Below are 20096 nucleotides of genomic sequence, written 5' to 3'. Positions count from 1 at the left end.
CGGTGGTTCTCGTTTCGTTGGTGCTGGTTTGGGACGGGATGTCAGAGGGATTCGCCCTTGGGGGCGGCGACGAAGAGGCTGACGATGAACGCGGCCGCCGTGATGGCTACCGAGATCCAGAGCGCGGTGGCGTAGCCGGCGGAGGTGGCCTGGGCGGCGAACGGTGCGACGATGACGACGCCGAGGCTCGCCCCGATGCCGAAGGAGGCACCGTTGATGCCGGGCAGGGCGGCGGGGGCTTCCTTGGGCGAGAGCAGGACGGAGAGCCCGTTAATGGCGGTCAGAAAGAAGCCGTTGTAGAAGATTCCGAGGGATGCGACGGCGATCATCACCGCCACTTGGTTGTCGGAGAACGTGGCGGCGGCGATGGCGCAGGCCAGGCTCAGCCCGGTTCCGGCGCGCAGGGTCTTGATCCAGCCACGGCGGTCGGCGAGCCAGCCGGCGAGCGGTGCGGCGAATACGCCGATGAGGGCGGCCGGGGTCAGGAACAGCAGGGCGGAGAGGGACGCGCTGAACCCGAAGCCGTGGCGGGCGTCCTGGCTGAGCAGCACGACCGTGAAGTTGATGACGGCGAAGATGCCCGCGAGGGTGAGGACGGTGGTGGCGATGACGGCCCAGACCTGGCGGGAGCGCAGGTGGTGGACGGCGATGAGCGGGTGGCTGCGCTTCTTCTCGATCATCCAGAAGGCGGCGAAGGACGCGACGGTGCCGGCCAGCAGGGCCAGGGTGCTGGGGGCGGTCCAGCCGGCGGCCGATCCGCCGGAGACGAAGTAGGTGATGAAGACGAGGAACACCGAGAGCGAGCCCGCTCCCCACCAGTCCATGGCGCCGCGGACGCCCTGGGGCCGTCCCTTCGGGACGATCTTGAGGATGCAGCCGGCGGCGACGGCGGTCAGCACCAGCACGACGACGAAGATGGACCGGAATCCGAGGGTCTCGGCCATCAGGCCGCCGACGTAGCCGTCCACGCCGCCGATCCCGCCGTTGATGGCCGCGATGATCCCGACAGAGGTGCCGAACAGGCGGGCGTGCAGGTTCTCGCTGAGAACGATGTACGCAAGGGCGAAGACGGCACTGGAGACGCCCTGGAGGAACCTGCCGGCAATGAGCATGGGCAGCGTCGGGGCTGCGATGCAGAGAAGGGTTCCGGCGCCCATGATGCCGAGGACCAGCAGCAGCGCGGCGCGGCGGCCGATGAAGTCGCTCCACCGTCCGATCACCGGGCCGGCGATGGCTCCGGCGAGGAAGAACATGGACTGCACGGGGGCGGCGCTGTCGGCGCTTTGGCCGAAGCTGGCGGCGATCTGGGGCAGCGCCGGGGTGACCATGCTGGCGTTGAGCTGGAAGGAAAGCACGCCGAGCAGCAGCGTGGAGATCAGCAGGGCAGCGCGGCGGCCGCCGAATTGCGGCTGGGCTGCGCTTGTTTCGGTACCGACGGCGGCTGGCGGCGAGGTGGTGACCGGGGTTGGGCTGTTCACATCAAACTCCTTTGTTCTGCAGGCGGGTCCTGCCTTTGGGATGTGAGTTGTTATACAACCATGTATGACGAACAAGTACAACCATGGCGTACACTATTTCCTAATCCAGCCGCCCTGGCTTCACCCGATAGGACTTCCCATGAGCACTCGACTTCCTGCCGTCACCGTCGTCGGCAGCATCAACCTCGACATCATCGCCACCACCGACCGGCTTCCCACGGCCGGCGAAACCATCGGCGGCGGCGTCCTGCAGCAGCAGCCCGGCGGCAAGGGAGCCAACCAAGCCGTTGCCGCCGCCCGGCTGGGCGGGAGCGCCCGGATGATCGGAGCCGTGGGCAACGACGCCCAGGGCCGCCTGATGCTGGAGTCTCTTGCTGCTGCCGGAGTGGACACTTCTGACGTGGCGGTGCTCGACGGCGATGCGACGGGCACCGCGCTGATCGTGGTGGACAGCGACGGCGAAAATCAGATCGTGGTGTGCCCGGGCGCCAACTCCAAGTTCTCGCTGGACGGCGTGGAGTTCAGGCCGGACGAGACGGTGCTGTGCCAGCTTGAGGTTGGACTGCCTGTTGTGCTGGATGCCGCCCGGCGTTCCTCCGGGTTCTTCGTCCTGAACGCGGCGCCGGCCATGGATCTGCCGGCCGAATTGCTGGAGCGGTGCGACCTGGTGATCGTCAACGAGACTGAGTACGACCTGATTCCCGCGCTGGCAGAGGCCAAGCTGGTGGCGGTGACGTACGGGAAGGACGGGTCGGCGATGTTCGAGCACGGCAGGAAGGTGGCGGAGGCGCCGGCGTCGGCCGTGACGGTGGCCAATACGATTGGTGCGGGCGACGCGTTCTGCGCGGCTCTGGTCCTGGCGCTGCGGGCGGGGCTTCCTTACTCCCAGGCCCTGGCAGTGGCTAACGCGGTCGGGGCGGATGCTGTGGGCGATCCGTCATCTCAGCCGGCGCTCGCTCGGCTGGAGGGGTACGTTGCCCGGGTGGCTGGAGCCGGGGTTGCCGGGCAGTGAATTTCGTTTTCAGGCCGGCAAGGCCGGCCGATTATTCAGAGGTCCGGAGAGTCACCCGGGACGCCTACCTCCACGCTGGGCATTTCACTGCCGACCACCCGTATATGAGTGTGCTGGACAACGTGGAACACCGGGCGGAGCATGCTGAGGTGTGGGTGGCCGAAGCCTCCGGCGCGGTGGTGGCGGCCGTGACGCTGACTTCGCAGGGCGGCGGGGTTGGTCGCGCCGTCGTCCGACGGGTCATCGAACACGCACAGTCGCTGCCCGGTATCGGTGCGATCAGCATCACGAGTGCGACGTTTATGGAACGGGCGCATGGTCTTTACGAGTCCCTGGGCTTCCAGCGGGTTCCGGCCCGCGACTGGTACGTACCCGGCGAGGACGTGCTGCTTTGGGTGTTCCGGCTGGAGCTGTGACGCACGACGGCGGCACACGCCATTTGCGCGCCACACACCAGCATCGGTATGGCGGCCCGCACTAACGTCCAGAAGGCATCCATGGCTGTAGGTGCAGTGTTCCTTCTGGTCGGCGTCCTGGGCTTCGCTCCCGGGATCACGGGCCACTACGACGCGGACCGAGAAGTTTCGTCCTTTCGGACTCGAGGCGACTGCTAGAGCAAATTGCTGATTTCATTGCTCCCGGATTGTTAAAATCAGTTGAAAAACTGCCAAATGTATTGGCGGCTCTTACGGCGGGTGCCATGATTATCGAATGACGACGTATCACCGCCGAGGCCACTACCGGCGAGGCCCGAACGGACAACGGGTTTGGGTGTCCAGCCATACCGTTTCTCGAACGACCTGGCCGACATATGCGCCTATGCCGCCACGATCCGTGTCAGGGGTATATGCGAAGCCTGCCTATCAAACTCAATCTGTTCCAACGACCCGGCTACCCCTATTCCACAGGCCTGGTGCGACCCAATGCAGTTTGCCCAGTTTGTGGCGCATTTGTGTATTTTTATTCAAACGAATTCGGCAGTCGCGTGTATTTTGATGAGATTGGTCCGCCTTGGCCAAAACATCCATGCACGGATAGTGCCCGAAGCAAGAGTTCTCCGGAGCTGGGACAAAGCCAGCGAATGTCTCCTGCACTCTATTCGTCCGCCGTTGGCCGACGAAAGATGGTCTCAGACCAAGTGCCAGCGTCTGTCATAAAGAAAGCATTCACGGTTCTAGGATTCCGACAAAATGAAAGTGGCACCCTGCTGAAGCTCCAGCGGCTCGATCAGAAGGCAGCGGCGGAAGAGTGGGTAACGCCACTACATATCGCGCTTCCAGTCGGCCAACTGGTGTTCGTGCATGACGGTTGGCTGTCTTACGTGGATGAGGGTCTGACTGAGGTCGTGAAAATACCGATACAACTAAGGCGCCTTCTGCCCGAAGAGTCAATCTTTGGGCGCCTCCGTAAGTGGTGGAACAGCTGAGTGCTGCTGCCAGCGGGCGCAACAGAACGAACAACCGAACACGCCGCTGAGTATCCAGCAGCGTCCCTTGCTCGGCTGGTCGCTGCTCTGGCCTTGAAGGTATCCCGTTGACATAGCGCCACCCCGTGGACTCCGGTCAGATCGTTGGACGCCGCGAGCCTCCACTGGCAGGCACACCCGTCATGTCGCCATACAATTGGATCACTTTGCTGGGTCTTGGCTCCAGCGCTTTAGTTTGGGGGCACCAATGACAGCGGACGCTGAAGTCAACGCGCAAGACTCGCGGGCGAAAGTTCTAAGACTCATAGACTTCCTCTCCGAATACGATGCCCAGCGGAACAAGCCTGTACGTAACATCGGTGACTACCGACTTTTCCGGCTTCCCGAAAAGGCCGTTCCCGTTCACGACGCCGTACAGCTTCGCCCTGGCGAAACGGAATGGCTGGGCATCGACTTCGTTGACCTGCCTTCCGCGCCCAAGGTCCCGGAGGAGCTTTCGGAGCACATTGCGGGTGGCGCCAAGTTGTCAGCTGGATCACGGCCGGCAGTGACGGTCCCAGTGCCCGCTTTCGAGGAACCGGCCACCCACGATGCAGCGGATGCGCCGATTGATCAGGGGCCCACAGATGACGAGCGCCAAGCCGCTTTAGATGAGTACGCGAGGTTCGTCGCCGACGCGGAATCCTGGATCCAGAGCGAGTGGGAGCCCTGGGCTGCAGAGCATTCTCGAGCGTCCAGCGTTAAACAGCTCCATCGAAACGTTTTCGAACAACGCGAGAAGCTCATGTTGGATCGGGAGTCAGTTGAGCTCGTGTGGGGATTCGGACGGGCACGCTGGGCGATTGACGGTTATGTCGTCGACCACCCAGTTGTGACCGTTCCTGTAGAAGTCTCGTTGGACCAGAAGACTCAGCGTTTGTCCGTGACGCCAGCGGGGCAGGCTGAGATCGAAATCCGTTATCTCGCCGGCCTCGACGTTCACGACCGGCCTTCGATTACTGCCGCGCGCCAGGCCGCGTCCGAGCTGGACCTCGATCCTTGGAATGCAGCCGAGACATCAGATCTCATACTCCGCCTTACCAGATCTATCGATGACCGCGGAACCGTCGTAGCCGATGCTGGTGCCCCCGCCCCCGACCTCGTCGTGGACAAGAGCTGGACCCTTTACATGCGGCCTCGCGTCCCTGACTCTCAGGGATTCCTTGATGAAATGCGCTCGATTTACCTAGCCGACGGGACGATCCCCCACCCGCTACGGGATATCGTCATGGACGCGGGTAACGAATCAGGAAACTTTGGATCGGATCCTGAGCAGGGCCACGTCGCAACGGAAACGGAACCACTCCTTCTCCCGCTTGCGACCAATGAGGAGCAGAAGAGGATTCTCGAACTCGCGCAAAGTCACCCCGGAGTGACGGTTCAGGGCCCACCGGGCACAGGCAAATCCCACACTATCGCCAACCTGATTAGCCACTATGTCGCATATGGGAAGCGAGTGCTGGTCGTGGCTGAAAAGGAGCAGGCGCTGCGTGTGCTTGCGGACAAGATCCCCGCCGGCATCCGGGACCTGACAGTGTCCGTGCTGGGTGCTGATGAGGAAAGCCGGAAGTCTTTGGAAAAGTCGGTGACCACAATCCAAGGCAGAGTCGGCACCCTTGACACTCGCGGCGCAGACGAAGCCATAGCTAGACTCCGTCTGGATTTGGACGCCGCCAACCGAGGGATCGCTGCAACAACGACGGACATGCTTAGAGCCCGTCAGGCAGAGGTCGACACCGCACCAGGGACATGGCACGCGGGCGAAAACATTTCGCCGCAAGCCGCTGCCGATTGGGTCCGCCGACATGCCTTGGCTCACGCATACATTCCAGACGTCATCGAACTGTCCGCACCTATGCCCATCTCGGACGCGGAGTACGGCGAATACTTGGGACTGCTGAAAACAGTGGGACTTGACCGTGCCGCGCATGCGCTGACAGTCTTGCCGCCGATGTCCGAGCTTCCAACAGCGACTGAACTAGGTGCCCTGTTCGGCGCCGTTGCAGCTGGTGAGAGCAGAGCCTCCGCCGTGCGATCCACATTTTTCGACTGGTCGCGCTTCGTGACTTCGTCAAAAGACGCCGTTAGGACGGCGCGGTCTCTCGTCGCTACCTATCTGGATTCACTAGTCAGGCTCGAGTCCTCGCCCTTTGCGGCAAAGATAGTCAACTTGTCGGATGACCTGCTTGCACAGGAATTGGCTGACTACTTCAAGGCCTTATCAGATCTTCGGCAGCAGGCAATTGAACATCGCCGTGCACTCATCGCCTCCACCGTCCAGCTCCAGGAACCGGCCAACCAGGGACTACTCCAGCGAATCATCGATGCGCAGAAGCAGCTTGCTTCAGCTGGCAAGCTGGGCTTCTTTGATTTTCAACATAGAGCGACCGTATCCATGTTCAGGGTGGATGGTCGAGTCCCGGCAACTGCGCGCGAAGCAGATCTTTGCATCTCGGCAACTTTTTTGGAGTTGGCACGCGAGAATATCGGCCGCATCTTCATCAATCAATCGCCCAGTGCTCACCTTGTATCGCTTTCGGCCAAGCCGGAGGATGACGTGGCAGGCGAACTTCGGCTACTACAGGAGCTTGTAGAACTACCGAGTCAGCAGCGTCAGGTCTCATTAAGGCTCGAAACTCTCGGGCTTCGAGATACAAACCTCGTGAGTTCAGAGAAGACGAGCCGCCTGCTACTCGACATCGACGAAGCCATGCATCACTTTGATGCTGTTGAATCGATGGCCAGAATCACTTCCCTTGAAGCCATGTTGAAAACTGGAGGCAGCCGGATAGATTCGTCGCCGCTCTGGTTCCAACTTCTGGACGCCGCTCAAAACCAACAGCTGGATCTTTGGAGCCGACTACGTGACGAAGTGTTGAGCACGACGGCGCTCCTTGACCGGGCCCGCAGACTCAAGGAACTCCACACATCGCTGATCCGCGTCGCTCCCCTATGGGCTGAGGCTCTTGCCTCTGCACCAGATGCTGCCCCGCCGGCTGAGACGATTAGGGCAGCATGGCAGTGGAGGCAACTTGAGGGCTGGGTAGCGTCGGCGATGTCCCAGTCGTCGCCAGGAGAACTTCAATCGCGCATTGATGATCTTGGACGTCAACGACAGCGGACAGTGGCGCAACTTGTCGAAGTCCTAGCGTGGAGGAGACTCGCGGATAACCTCGGGCCTAGCCAACGCCAGGCGCTGCAGGGCTATTTGAAAGCCGTGACGAGGTACGGCAAAACAGGCGGCAAGTACGCACAGCGTTGGATTCGCGAAATGCGTGAGTCGCTTAACGACTCGAAGGACGCGGTGCCGGTCTGGATCATGACCACGTCCCGGGCCCTGACTAGTTTCCGCCCTTCAGCTATTCCTCCGTTTGATGTGCTGATCGTTGATGAAGCTTCTCAGATCGGATTCGAGGCCCTCCCCTTGTTGTCGCTGGCGAAGAAGGCGATAGTCGTGGGCGATGACAAACAAACGAGTCCCGAACACGTCGGTCTGGACCGCCAGAAGGTCTTCGACATCATGGATGATCACCTTGCGGCTGTACCCAAGTACCGGACACTTTTCGACCCGGACAATAGTCTGTACGATCTCGCGACACAGAAATTTGCGACGCCCGTGATGCTTTCGGAGCATTTCCGGTGTCTCCCGGAAATCATCGCTTTCTCTAATAGGCAGGCCTATAACGGGCGAATCGTCCCCCTTCGGGATCAGGCGCCGCAGCCAGGCTGGGTGCCCCTTGGTGTTGTACGCGTAATGGACGGATATCGAGTTGGCGATGTCAACGAGCATGAGGCTCTGCAAGTTGCCAATCTCATCACTGAGATGTGCGCCAAAGAGCAGTATGACGGGATGACCTTTGGCGTTGTGACTCTGCTGGGTTCGAGCCAAGCCAAACTCATCTGGGAGAAGCTCTACGACCAGCTCGGGCCGGAACAGCTTGAGGAACGAAAAATCCGTTGTGGCGAGGCTGCCAACTTCCAAGGTGATGAGCGCGACGTCATTGTCATCTCAACCGTCGTGGCAATCGACCCAGCCCAGTCGGCAACGCGGTTCGGTGCAATGACCAGCCTTAAGGATCTGCGCAAGATCAACGTCGCCGCGTCACGGGCCCGCAGTCAGATGTGGGTTGTAACCTCAGTTGACCCCGAGATGCTCCCCCAGGGCGATCTCCGCGCTGCGCTGATCCGTCATTGCGCCGCGTACGTGGCAGAAGCCCCGGAGCAGGCGGCATTGATGGCCGCCTGCGAATCTGAATTTGAACGAAGAGTCGTCGGTGAATTACTCGGCCGGGGCTACAAAGGTGTAGAGGTTCAGAAAACGGTCGGGCAGTATCGCCTGGACATTGTGGTTTCCGGACCGGAACGCCGACTAGCAATCGAGTGCGACGGCGATCGCTGGCACGGTCCTGATGTCTGGTACCAGGATCGGGCACGGCAGGAGGTTCTTGAACGCTCAGGCTGGACGTTCGAACGCATTCGCGGTTCGGCCTTCTTTAGGGACCCGCATGCGGCCATGACCTCCGTGTGGGAGCACCTAGATGCCCTTGGGATCCCAACAGGAGACGGGTGGATAGAGGGTCCGACAAGGTCAGTCATTCGAGAAGTCACGACGGCGGACCTTGCAAAGGGGTCCGTCGAGACGGAACCCAATAACACCGATCACGAGACCCACTCTGAAAGCCCCTCCGACTTTGAATGGGAGGAGTTCCTCGGCTCCCTCGACGCACCTACGCCCTTTGAAACAGCCCGTATCAAGAATGTGGATGACTCGGAAACGAATATCTCGGCTACTGGGGGGGAGCACGCCAAAGCCGCTGAAGCGAGCGTGGCAGGTGCCACTGAGAAACTTGAAGCTGACGTCCCAGCTGCCCCAGAGGACGAGGAGTCCTCAGAGCTGCTCTTCGGCCAGGACTCAACTCCCTCGACCGAGTTTGTGGATCTTTCTCCGTACAAGGTGTGGCCGCTGGTCCCAAAGCCTCCAGTGAATGACCGGAATCTTCATTACATTCAGCAGGGCTTGGTGGAGATCCTTAACCATGAGGGACCCATGATCGCCCGGCAGGCTTACCTGCGCTATCAGCAGGCAACTGGTGGCCAGCGTGTTGGAAAGTCTCTTCAAAGCATTTTCAATGTCGCTGCCAGCCGCGCGCTTCGTGCCGGCACCATTGCCCGCCTCGAAGACGGTGTCCAGGGTGTCGTGGGCGCCACTCTGTACATTCCGGGACGAGACCCGGTGCTGGTGCGGCAGCTTGGCCCAAGGACGATTTTCGAAGTACCGAAGTCCGAGCTCATGGCCTTATTCGAATTGGTGTCAGCCCGGGGTGTTGCGGACTGGGACTTGGACAGGGAGGTGCTAAACGCGCTAGGACTGAAAAAGATGACGAAAAAGACCACGGACTATTTGCAGGAGTGCCGCGGCTACACCTGGAGTGTTTCGTAGATTGATGTCCGTTTTTGAATCACTGAAGCTCGTAAAACCGTGTCTGACCCACTATTCAGGAGCAAGCAATGAAGCTGTCCACAATTCTTGACCAGATAGACAGCCAAGATATGGCCCTTCCGGAGTTTCAGCGTGGCTATGTCTGGAACCGCCAGCAAGTCCGTAGTCTCTTCACATCGCTATACAAGGGTTACCCCATTGGCGGCTTCATGACTTGGAATACCGCTGTAATGACGGCCAGAACTCGAGGCGGCGAAATCGAACGCGATGGCAGCGTCAAGCTTCTCTTGGACGGACAGCAGCGCGCCACGACTCTTTATGGCGTGATGCGCGGAGTTCCCCCGAAATTCTTCGAAGGAAACGCACAAGCGTTCACCGATCTGTATTTCAACGTTTACGACGAAGTGTTTGAGTTCTACGCTCCCGTCAAGATGAAAGACAACCCTGTATGGGTCAACGTCTCCGAGCTCATGGTTAAAAACGTGGAGAACTACTGGGCGTCTCACCCCGACATAGCGGAGCTTGGACCGGCCGAAATGCTGAAAGTGATGGCTCGCATAACCAAACTCGCTGACGTTCAGCACCGGGACGTTCATATTGAAGAAGTAAGCGGATCAGACAAGACCATTGATGTCGTCGTCGATATTTTCAATCGCGTGAACTCTGGGGGCACCAAGCTTTCCAAGGGCGACCTTGCTCTCGCTAAAATATGTGCATCCTGGCCAGAGGCGCGATCCGAGATGAACGCACACCGGTTGAAATGGGAAACCGCTGGTTACCGGTTCACGCTCGAATGGCTCCTCCGTAACGTGAACGCGGTCGTGACCGGGGAGGCCCTCTTCACAGCACTGGCCCCGGTCGCTGAAGAAGACATTCGTAAGGGGCTCAAGGAAACAGCAGGCCTCGTGTCCATCGTTTTGGATGTCATTGCTGCCCGTCTCGGTCTCGATTTCGACCGCGTTTTCCCCGCCCGATTTGCCGTGCCAGTTATCGCCCGTTATTTGCATAACAACAACGGACGGTTCCCTAATGCAGTAGACCGCGACCGAATTCTCACTTGGTACATCCACGCCGCCATGTGGGGGCGCTTCGCTGGCTCAACCGAGTCGTATCTTAACGTCGACCTCAAGGCCGTCGATGAGAACGGTATTGAGGGTCTGATGGCGCAGATGCTCCGTTCCCGTGGCGACTTGGCCGTCAGAGAGGCAGATTTCGGAGGGAACACCATTGGCGCCCGCTTCTACCCGATGCTCTACATGCTTACGCGCACCCAGGGGGCGAAGGACTTCACCACCGGCATAGCGCTCTCAGCTCATATGCTCGGCAGGAACTCGTCCCTGCAGGTCCACCACATCTTCCCTAAGGCTCGACTATACGAAGCGGGATACGCGAAGGAGGAAGTCAACGCTGTCGCAAACTATTGCTTCCTCACACAGGACGCGAACCTTGACATAACGGACCGCGACCCGGCTGAATACTTCCCTGTCGTCGAAGCGGCCTTTCCGGGAGCGCTAGCCAGCCAGTGGATCCCCCAGGACCGATCTCTATGGTCAATTGATAAATATCGAGAATTTCTGGCAGCTCGCCGCCAGCTCCTGGCGGACGCCATAAACACCGTCCTAGACGAGCTCTGGCACGGCACAACCTCGGATGACCTAGCGCGAACGGCACTCGCACCTGATGTTTCGACGACCAAGTTGGCCGAGGTTGAGGAGCTAGTCATCGAACTAGCTGACATGGGGTTCGCCGTGGGTGAGGTTGACGTCGAAGTCCGCGATCACGAGTCAGGCGATCTCGTCTGCGTAGCAGAAGCGCACTGGGCCGATGGCCTCCAGCCTGGAATGACGCCGCCTCTCGTGCTGGAATTGGATGGGAATTCCGATGAACTGAACCACCTTGCCAGTCTCGGGTATCTCGTTTTCACGGACGTACAAGCTGTTCGACAGCACGCAACCGACATCGTGCTTGCTCCATCAAGCTAGCCCTGCCCGGAAGAGGTTGCTGCGCACCTCAAAGTGGTCTGCCCATAGCTAAGCAACCCTGCGTTCCAGGCGTAGAACTCAGAAGAGTCGCCGGCCAAGGACAAATAGGCCGCTTCCCGTTGTTCGCCGTCAACCAGCGAAAATCCCATGCCTTGGCCCGCCTGTTACTAGATTCGCCTTACACAGCCCTCGGGGCGCTGGGCCGAGCGGGTTCGGAGGGACATATTTGTCTTGCTTCGACCTGTCGCAATCTTCCAGATAGGGATCCTGAGTCTTCGCAAAGGCGGCCGCTGTTGCAGAATTTCTCACCAGCAACACTTCGGTGTCAGCTGGCGGAGAAAGCCGCTTAGCGCACCTCGAAGGTCGACACCGCGATCTGTACTGTTGCCCTCCATATAGAGGGCCAAGCCCTGCACTACATTGAGTCTCATGATTGATGCAGTGAGTGCCATTCCCATCCTTGGGGGCGAAGCAGCCAAGGCGGTCGCCCACCGCGGTGGCCACGTTCAGATTATTGCCGCTGCCGGCTCCGGGAAGACTGAGGTCGTCTCCCAACGGGTTGCTTCTCTGCTCGCCGAGGGGGCGGACCCTGCGTCGATCGTGGCCTTCACGTTCACCGAGAAGGCCGCGACCGAACTCAAGGAACGGATCCGAGAACGAGTGACGGCCAAGGTTGGCGAGTCCGCCACCAATCAGCTCGGAAAGCTCTTCGTCGGCACTATCCATGCCTATTGCTTCCGGTTACTGCAATCGCATGTGCCGACATACGAGACCTACACGCCGCTAGATGCGAATCAATTGGTAAACCTGCTCTACCGGGAGGCGACTCGGCTCGGGTTGAAGCGATTCGACAATGCCGGCAAGCTCTTCCGCGGAGTGGCGGCATTCCAGAAGAGCGTTGACGTAGTCGAGAACGAACTTCTCCACATCGACCAGCTTGCGGCCGGGGATTTCAAAGACGCGCTGGTTAAGTACTACGAGATGCTGGACAGCTACCGGTTTATGTCGTTCGGCACCCAGATCGTGCGCGCAATCGACGCGCTGAAGGATGCCAACGTACACGCGAAGGTGACCGCAGACCTTCGCCACCTAATCGTCGACGAGTACCAAGACGTCAACCCCGCGCAGGAGCAGCTCATCGAGTTGCTGGCTAAGCCGAAAGGCAACGCCGATTTAGTGGTAGTTGGCGATGACGACCAAGCGATTTATCAGTGGCGTGGGTCCAATGTGAACAACATCGTGGCCTTTGCCGAGCGCTACGACGGCGTCACTCAGTTCCATCTCCTCGTGAACCGCAGATCACGTCCTGGCATTGTCGACCTCGCAAACGCGTTCGCCCAGACAATCCCAGGACGCCTACCCAAGGAAATGGGAACGCATCGGATCGCTGATGGACCGGCTGTCTCGATCAATGTTGGACTCGACGATGAGACCGCTGAGGCGCACATGGTCGCCCAGGACATCGAACAGCTTCATGCTAACGGTGTCCCATACCGGGACATCGCGGTCCTTGTCCGCGGGAAGGTGGCTTATGTCAAGCTTCTCGACGCCATGGAGGCGTCAGGCATCCCCGTCCAGCCAGGGGGCAGGACCGGCCTGTTTGCGCAGCCGGAGGCCGCGGTCTTCGGCGCTACCTACGCCTGGATCGCGGACATTGACTGGTCGCCAGGACGCTTCATCACTCGCGCGCGCATCACCATCGATGATCTCGTGGACAGCTACGCCCGAGTTTTCGGCCTCGGCGGCCTGATTCTCGGAACAATTCGAGAGCACCTGACCCAGTGGAAGGCACGGACCGGCGAGAAGGACTTCAACGTAAACCTCGTAGGCGACTTCTACGTACTGGCCGGACTGCTCCGTCTCTCGGAGTGGGATCTAGCCGACGAGCGGCAGCGGAACCGGCTCGGTACGATTGCACGGTTTACCAACGTTCTCGCCGACTATGAAACGGTCACTAGGAGATCCAGACGGGACGCGAACGCCCCAACCGAGCAGGTCGGTGGCGCGATTGGTGACGAGTGGTTCTACCGCAACTTCGCGCTCCTGCTGGTGAACTATGCAACCGGCAACTACGACGACTTCGACGGCGAAGATGATCTCCGAGCCGACGGTGTAGCGCTTGGGACAGTGCATGGGTCCAAAGGCCTGGAGTGGCCGGTGGTATTCCTGCCTTCTTTGACTAAAGCGCGGTTTCCTTCAAACAAGGTCGGCACACCGCAGAACTGGCTCGTCGACCCAGGGCTATTCGACGCCGCCCGGTACGAAGGATCTGATGCCGACGAACGACGTTTGTTTTATGTTGCCATGACGCGCGCACGCGACTGGGTTTCACTGTCATCGCACGAGCGAGTGACAACACGAAGGACCGCCCCGTCACCGTATCTAGTCGAGTGCAACCGGTTGATTCAGAGTGTCGGGCTCCCCAAGAGCGCGATTGCCACCGGATTCGACCTGCCCGACCTTGCGATCACCTACAGCGATCTCGCAGCTTACGCAACTTGTCCACAGAGTTACCTGCTGAGGAGGGAACTCGGTTTCATGCCGCCGATCAAGGCCGAGCTGGGATACGGCAATGCCGTACACCACGTCATGCGGGTGCTCGCCGAGCACACGCAGACCGTCGGAAAGCTGCCATCGCCGCGAGAGATAAACGACCTCTTGACATCAGATTTCTTCTTGCCGTTCGCCAACAAGGCGGCACATAAGGAAATGCGCGAGAAGGCAAGGCGCCTGGTCTTCAAATACGTCGCCGACCATAAAGAGGACTTGCTGCGCACCTGGGCGACCGAACGTCCATTCGAACTTTACCTCCCGGGCGTCGTCGTCAGCGGACGTGCCGACGTGATCTACGACGAGCACGATGGTGTCCAGGACAACCTTGCAATTATCGACTATAAGACCTCGACAGGCGGGAACATCGAGCCCCTCCAGCTCCAGGTCTACGCAGGTGCCGGCAGGCGCGAGGGGCTTACAGTTGGGGCCGCATTCATCCACGATATGGACAGCACAACGCGACATTCGGTTAGCGTCGATGACGCGGCAGTCGCCGCCGCCGAAGCCAAAGTGCTCATCACGGCGGAAAGCCTGAAGCAGCGGGACTTTATGCCGCTTCCCGAAATCAAGAAGTGCCGCAGCTGCGACTTCCACAAAGTCTGCGGTGCAGCGAAGCTCAACTGAACGGAGCAACCCGTTCCTGCTCAAGCAACGTCTGCCAGAACCGGAAATGGGCGTCGTGACCACGACCCACCATGTCCGGCCGCCCCGGAGCCTGTTCCGCATTAGGGATGTAATTCGAGAGCGTCTCCCCTACGTGGTCGCGCGTGAGCAGTACCAGCGCCGCCTGGTGTCTGGATGCCATGACACACAGTCTGCCGGTCTCGAGATCGAATGAAGACGGGTCGGTAACTCCCGACAGCGGATGGATGGCAATCATCACAGAACGTTCCAGCCCTTGCCACCGTTCGGGAGTGTCGACGCGAATGTTGGTGCCCCATCTGGACAGCCCGGACGTGAGCGCAGCGTTCATAACGCGATGACTGCTACAAACCCCAACGTCGCCAGGTCTCAGGTGCCGCGCCGCGCCGTGACCGTCACGAACCATAGCTCGGGAGTCCAGGAGCTCCGCAACTACCTTGGCTGCCGCTTGTGCCAGCTCGTGGTCGACCTCGATGGGTGGGCCCTGGGGCGCCGTGGGCAGGGTCAAAGCGAGCGGTCGCCCGTCGCCGAGCTTCCCGAGCTTGTGACCGTCGGGCAGGTCAATCCCGCGAGTTGCGGCCTTAGCGTATGCCTGGAAGTCGAAGTCGTAGAAGGGTTTGACGAAGGCGACTGACTCATGCGGAAGCCGACGGCAGGTTGGCAGGGAGCCGACGAATCGGACTCCGTCTAGGGTGGGCTCTGCCAGTACGACCGTTGGCGCAGCCTTATGGGGCGCGCGGGGGGACGTCTCCCATCGGCGCACATCAATGGTTACGACTGGAGGAATCTGGCCCGGGTCACCGATCATGAGGAAGTTTCTGCTCAATAGGGCGCACTGCATAAGGTCTGCCCAGCTCATCTGCCATGCCTCGTCAACGGCAAGAAGATCGAAAGGCATTGCAACATCGGTCAGAGACCACTTTGCGGTCGTCGCTACGACCACGCCAGTGTCAGGGGGCAGCGCGTCCTTATCACTGGTCCAGAGCACCGCCGCGGGGAATCCATCTGGCGCTTTGTTCCCCTTGCTGGAGAACCGAACCGCAGGAACATGGGGGTGGTCCCGAGCGATACGTCGGCAAATATCGTCTGCCTGGCTGTTGGTCTGCGCTGCCACGGCGATCCGGGACCCCTCGGCAACGAGAGCGGCGAGCACTTCAATCAGCATGTAGGTCTTCCCTGACCCTGGCGGAGCCTTGACTACGGCAAGTTTGCCGCCATCCACAAGGTAGTCGATGAGCGCTTCGCGAAGCCGTGTGTATTCGTCGTCGATGCTCACGGCGGTCATAGGGACTGACCTTCCTCAATCTGCCGGACGTCGTCGATCAAAAGGTCCGCACCCCCATCATCTCCTGTGATTTCTATCTGCGTCGGGGACTTGCCGTGTGTGAGCCAGGCGCCCGGGCCGTCCTTCGCCTTCCAGACACGACTGCTCCGCCGTTTGGTCAAATCCGATGCATCACTAACCACAAAAGCGATTTCCTCACCCACCCAAGCGGAGTCCGCCGGCTTCGCCCCCAGCCCGCACGACAGAGCCATTGTCTTTCGACCGGTCCACTCGATCGTCACTTCTAGTACGTCCTCAGCCACGTTCACTGACGCAATAGTGACCTCGTGACCACGCGAACCGTAGGGTGCCAAGCGGCCGTTTTCGCGGAGCCGATGGGGCTGCCCCGGATCTAAGTGGAGAACCCAAGTTGGGGTGGTTGACCTTCCGGAACCTAGGTCAATCACGTTGGCGACTTTTGCGCGGAGTGCCTTTCCACTGTCCAGTGCTTCCTGAAACAACTCTCCGTCATTGTGGATCAGGTGGCCGATGTAGGCTTCGTCAGCCGCCGCATGAATTAGGTAGCGAGAGGCAGCAGACGACCCGTGGAAGTCGGTTTCCGGGTGAGCAACGTACGCCGGCCCCTGGCTCGGGTCGTTGTGGCGCAGTTCAATCCGCTGGTGCTGGAACCAGAACTCTTCATGTGCCTGCTTCACCAGATCTGTGACACCAGCGTTGACGCCTCTATCGTTGTTGGCCAACACCTGGTAGGCCCGTTCCGTGAGATCCCACCGACGTCGCAGTTCAAGCTCCAGGATTGCCCCTATCTCCGCAACAACTGTAGGATCGGGACCTTTTCTCCTCGCGATTTGCCACTTCTCGACGAGATCACTCAGCTGGTCTCGTTCCATGGCGGGGTCCATCGTGGGCGACACGGTGAGCCGCTCAGCGACGGCGGCGGCGTTCATCCTTTGATCCCGACCACCATCCGTGGTTAGCCAGGCTAGCTGATACCCGAGGTGTGCGGTTCGGACGTCCTGGGCGGGATACACGTAGGCCTCGCCCAGCGCCCCACTGGCACTGACCACGTGCTGGCCGCCTTTTCGTGAGGTGTCGCGGAACATCCAAGACGCGAGGCGGCCGAGCGCACGCAGGATGTCTTGGTTGGCCCCACCGAACTTCGTCTGGGAGTACGTGTAACTGAGGTGGTGGAGCATGGCAACATGTTGGCCATTCGGCAGCCACACTTGACGCAAGTCATCTGGCTTCGCCTTGCCGTCCACGGGGTCGTAGGTCCAGTTGTGCACTCGCATGTGCTCGAGCAGATCTTCAGCGAACTTTGCACAGAGGGCTGCAACGTCATCGCGAACACGGCCGTCTGGGACTGCAGAGATCTTCGGTGCCGACCCGACGTGGCCCCAAGCGATGCCCCAAGGCCGAGACTCACCTGCCATCCGCACGAATGCCACGATCAGTGCCTGTTCCTCCGGCACCACGGCGTGGTGAAGCGTGTCGTACCGCGGTAACGGGCGGCCAGCTTCCCACGACCGCAGCTTCCGCTTGACCTGGCGCGCCGTCACGACAACCCCAGCTGCCGCTGAAGATCCTGCTCACGGTCATCGAAAGGCACCGCACCGTTAAGCAAAGCGATGGCACGGGAGATGTGGGTTTCGCCAAGCAACCGCTTCACATCCGTTCCAAGGATGATGGCGTCGTCAGCGTCCGCGGCATGTTGATGGCAGCGTGGGGCAAGATCGCAAAAGGACAGGCATGCCTCCGAGTAGCTCGTGTTTGCGTCGAGCACGCGCTGAATCAAAGCGGGATTGTCAGCCGCGAAGTCATCAGTGCGAACAAGCGATTGTGCAACCTCCTCGAGCCGCTGGAATCCACGCTCAGCGCGAATCACTTGGTAGGTGAGGTCTTCTCCGGCCCTAACGGAAGGGGAGTTCGACCCCGGCCAGGTGAACACCAGAAAGCCGTCGGCCGCAATATCCATATCGTCGGCAAGACCTAGTTCCTGGAGTGCCAACTCGAGAGCATGGCGATATACACCTGCCTGCGCTCGGGCGCTCGCGAGCTGCTGCGGCTCGGTGTGCCCGCCACGGTCAGGGAACACCTTTATCTCGCCGACAGTGACTCGAGGACGCATCGCGTCAGCCGCGGTAACTGTTACGGCGTCGATGATCAGCAGCGCCTCCGGGAGGATGACGCCCTTTGGAATCTTGATCATCGGAGCGGCAACCAACGACTCGGCAGTCCCGGGGTCGCAGGCAATTCTCTGCAACCATTCTTGTGTAAGCCGCAGGCCCTCATCCACAGACGACACGTACTGGCCGCCGTTCATTTTGAGGCGGAGGTCGACGAAACCCGTCGAACTCGGGGGCAGGCAGCCCTTCGCCTCGAGCGCCTGGCGAAGTCGGGCAGCATTTTCGAGGAAAAGGCCAGCTTCGAATCGGTTCCCACGCGCGATCGCAAACGGCGATTGGCCGAAGCTCGGCGACAGGCCAACCTTGCGAGCGGCAGCATCGAGCCGGACGTTGTGAACTGCCGACAGCGTGTTGGCATCGCACGCAGGGTTCTTCGCCCACTGCTCGAACCGCGCCCTTGTGTTTCGCCGCGCCTCTTGGCGAACCTCGTCGACCTCTGCCACCGCGGAGCCTCCTGTCATTGGCGGGGAAGGACGGACTTTTCCCGCTCTCCCGAGTTAACGGTCAGCTTACGGAAGACGACCGACATTCCAGTTCATTCTGGGACCACTAAATCCTCGACGATGTTGGTCGGCTAATAGGGCCCGCGGGTTAGCCCGGGGTTTTCATGGCGGGTCGCTGAGAGTGTGTGTTTAAACAGGGAAAGGGTGCTCTGAGCTGGGAAAATAGTGGTTGTCGAGACCTGTATTTGCCTTGCGAAGGAGCACCCTTTCGATGCAAAAGTCTACCCGTGTTTTTCCGTCCGTTCCGGTCACTTTCACCGGCCAGTCGCTGATCTCCCACGCCGGAGTCACGGTCCTCACCGGCTTCATGGAGGCCTTGGGTTTCGGCGGGCTGTGCGAGGCCCGGCTGGGCCAGTTTGTTCCCTCGGGCGCACGGCATCGTCCCGGGAGTGTCCTCGGGTCCCTGGCAGCGATGCTCGCCGCCGGAGGTGAACATGCCTCGGATCTGGACATCCTGCGTTCGTCACCCGGCGCCTTCGGCCAGCTGCCCTCGAACGCGACCGTTTCACGGTTCTTCGAACGCACCGTGACGAACCCGGAGCTGTTCAGCTACGGCTTTGAAACCCTCACCCGGGAACTGCGCACCCGTGCATGGAACGCCGCCGGGAACCGGAACCCGGCATTGATCGCGACAGCCGCGGACCCGCTCATCATCGACATCGACGCGACGCTCGTGACCTCGCACTCGGACAAGGAGAACGTCGCCGGAACCTACAAGGGCGGCTACGGGTTCGCCCCGTTCATCGCATCGTGTGATTACGGTGCCGGCAACGGTTCCGGGGAAATCCTCGCCTGCGTGCTGCGGCCCGGCAACGCCGGAGCGAATAGCGCCGAGGACCACATCCGGGTCTTCCACACCGCCGCAGCCCAACTGCCCCAGAGTTTCTACGACGGAACCGGGGCCCTGGCCGGGGAGAAGGTCCTGGTCCGCACCGACAGTGCCGGGGCCTCACGGAAGTTCCTCTGGCACCTGCACAGCCTCGGCGTGCAGTTCTCCACCAGCTACACCCTCCCGTTCGGCAAGGCCCACATGATCGACTGGATCACTGACAAAGACTACTGGCAGCCGGCCCTGGACCAGACCGGCAACGACCGCACCGACGCGTGGGTCATCAACGCCACCGACGTCATCCCACTCACCGACTACCCGCCGGGCACAAAACTGTTCCTGCGCGCCGAGCCGCTCCACCCAGGAGCGCAGCCGACCCTGCTCGATACCGACGGGCACCGGATCACCGCACTGCTGACCAACTCACCGCGCTGGCACGGACCATTCCTGGACGCCAGACACCGCGCCCGCGGCCGGTGCGAGAACAGGATCAAAACCCTGAAAAACACCGGCCTGGGCAAGCTGCCCTTCTTCGATTTCGCCGCGAACCAGGCCTGGGCAAACATCGCAGCCCTCGCCTTCAACCTCGTCTCCTGGATCCAGCTCACCGCCCTGCCAAACGGGCTCTTCGCGGTTCGTGGGGAAATTGATTCCCGGATGAGTGTCATGCCGCCGTCCGGACGGCACTGGTCATGAGAATAACCGATTTGTAATTGCCTGC

General features: G+C 60.5%; 11 protein-coding genes. 7 read left to right on the top strand and 4 right to left on the bottom strand.

Annotated elements, in window-relative coordinates; translation table 11 throughout:
• Positions 1 to 41: 41 nt before the first annotated feature.
• A complete protein-coding gene (locus tag ASG92_RS15580; RefSeq protein WP_056630069.1) occupies positions 42 to 1478 on the bottom strand; it encodes an MFS transporter in 1437 nt (478 codons plus the stop codon).
• Between the two features lie 139 nt (positions 1479 to 1617).
• Here ASG92_RS15580 and ASG92_RS15575 point away from each other — a divergent pair, with 139 nt between their 5' ends.
• The 6 genes from ASG92_RS15575 to ASG92_RS15545 all read left to right on the top strand — a co-directional run bounded on the left by ASG92_RS15575 (position 1618) and on the right by ASG92_RS15545 (position 14554).
• Positions 1618 to 2490, top strand: a complete 873-nt coding sequence (locus ASG92_RS15575) for a ribokinase (protein ID WP_056630066.1) — start codon at positions 1618 to 1620, stop codon at positions 2488 to 2490.
• On the top strand, positions 2487 to 2906 hold the full coding sequence (locus tag ASG92_RS15570; protein WP_056630064.1) for a GNAT family N-acetyltransferase: 420 nt from the start codon (positions 2487 to 2489) through the stop codon (positions 2904 to 2906). The genes ASG92_RS15575 and ASG92_RS15570 overlap by 4 nt, the downstream gene beginning before the upstream one ends.
• A 48-nt stretch (positions 2907 to 2954) precedes the next feature.
• Complete coding sequence (locus ASG92_RS27430; protein ID WP_346762995.1) at positions 2955 to 3104, top strand: DUF4383 domain-containing protein; 150 nt, start codon at positions 2955 to 2957, stop codon at positions 3102 to 3104.
• 1059 nt (positions 3105 to 4163) lie between these two features.
• Complete coding sequence (locus ASG92_RS15555) at positions 4164 to 9395, top strand: AAA domain-containing protein (RefSeq protein WP_082579532.1); 5232 nt, start codon at positions 4164 to 4166, stop codon at positions 9393 to 9395.
• A 68-nt stretch (positions 9396 to 9463) separates the two neighbouring features.
• The gene (locus ASG92_RS15550; protein WP_056630051.1) at positions 9464 to 11377 is read left to right on the top strand and encodes a DUF262 domain-containing protein; all 1914 of its coding nucleotides are present in this window, start codon (positions 9464 to 9466) and stop codon (positions 11375 to 11377) included.
• Between the two features lie 429 nt (positions 11378 to 11806).
• Positions 11807 to 14554, top strand: coding sequence for an ATP-dependent DNA helicase (locus ASG92_RS15545; RefSeq protein WP_082579531.1), 2748 nt, complete (start codon positions 11807 to 11809; stop codon positions 14552 to 14554).
• Here the strand turns inward: ASG92_RS15545 and ASG92_RS15540 are convergent.
• The 3 genes from ASG92_RS15540 to ASG92_RS15530 all read right to left on the bottom strand — a co-directional run bounded on the left by ASG92_RS15540 (position 14547) and on the right by ASG92_RS15530 (position 18486).
• On the bottom strand, positions 14547 to 15857 hold the full coding sequence (locus ASG92_RS15540) for an AAA domain-containing protein (RefSeq protein ID WP_056630048.1): 1311 nt from the start codon (positions 15855 to 15857) through the stop codon (positions 14547 to 14549). The two genes, ASG92_RS15545 and ASG92_RS15540, sit on opposite strands and share 8 nt — an antisense overlap.
• Positions 15854 to 17053, bottom strand: coding sequence for a hypothetical protein (locus ASG92_RS15535; RefSeq protein ID WP_157372241.1), 1200 nt, complete (start codon positions 17051 to 17053; stop codon positions 15854 to 15856). The genes ASG92_RS15540 and ASG92_RS15535 overlap by 4 nt, the downstream gene beginning before the upstream one ends.
• Before the next feature lie 359 nt (positions 17054 to 17412).
• Positions 17413 to 18486, bottom strand: a complete 1074-nt coding sequence (locus ASG92_RS15530) for a hypothetical protein (protein WP_056630041.1) — start codon at positions 18484 to 18486, stop codon at positions 17413 to 17415.
• 271 nt (positions 18487 to 18757) lie between these two features.
• Between ASG92_RS15530 and ASG92_RS15525 the strand changes: the two genes are divergently transcribed.
• On the top strand, positions 18758 to 20071 hold the full coding sequence (locus ASG92_RS15525; RefSeq protein WP_240987155.1) for an IS1380 family transposase: 1314 nt from the start codon (positions 18758 to 18760) through the stop codon (positions 20069 to 20071).
• Positions 20072 to 20096: the final 25 nt, after the last annotated feature.

The sequence above is a fragment of the Arthrobacter sp. Soil736 genome (assembly GCF_001428005.1).
GTDB lineage: Bacteria > Actinomycetota > Actinomycetes > Actinomycetales > Micrococcaceae > Arthrobacter.
The sequence above is the reverse complement of the archived record's forward strand: the minus strand, read 5'-3'. Positions and strand labels throughout refer to the sequence as shown.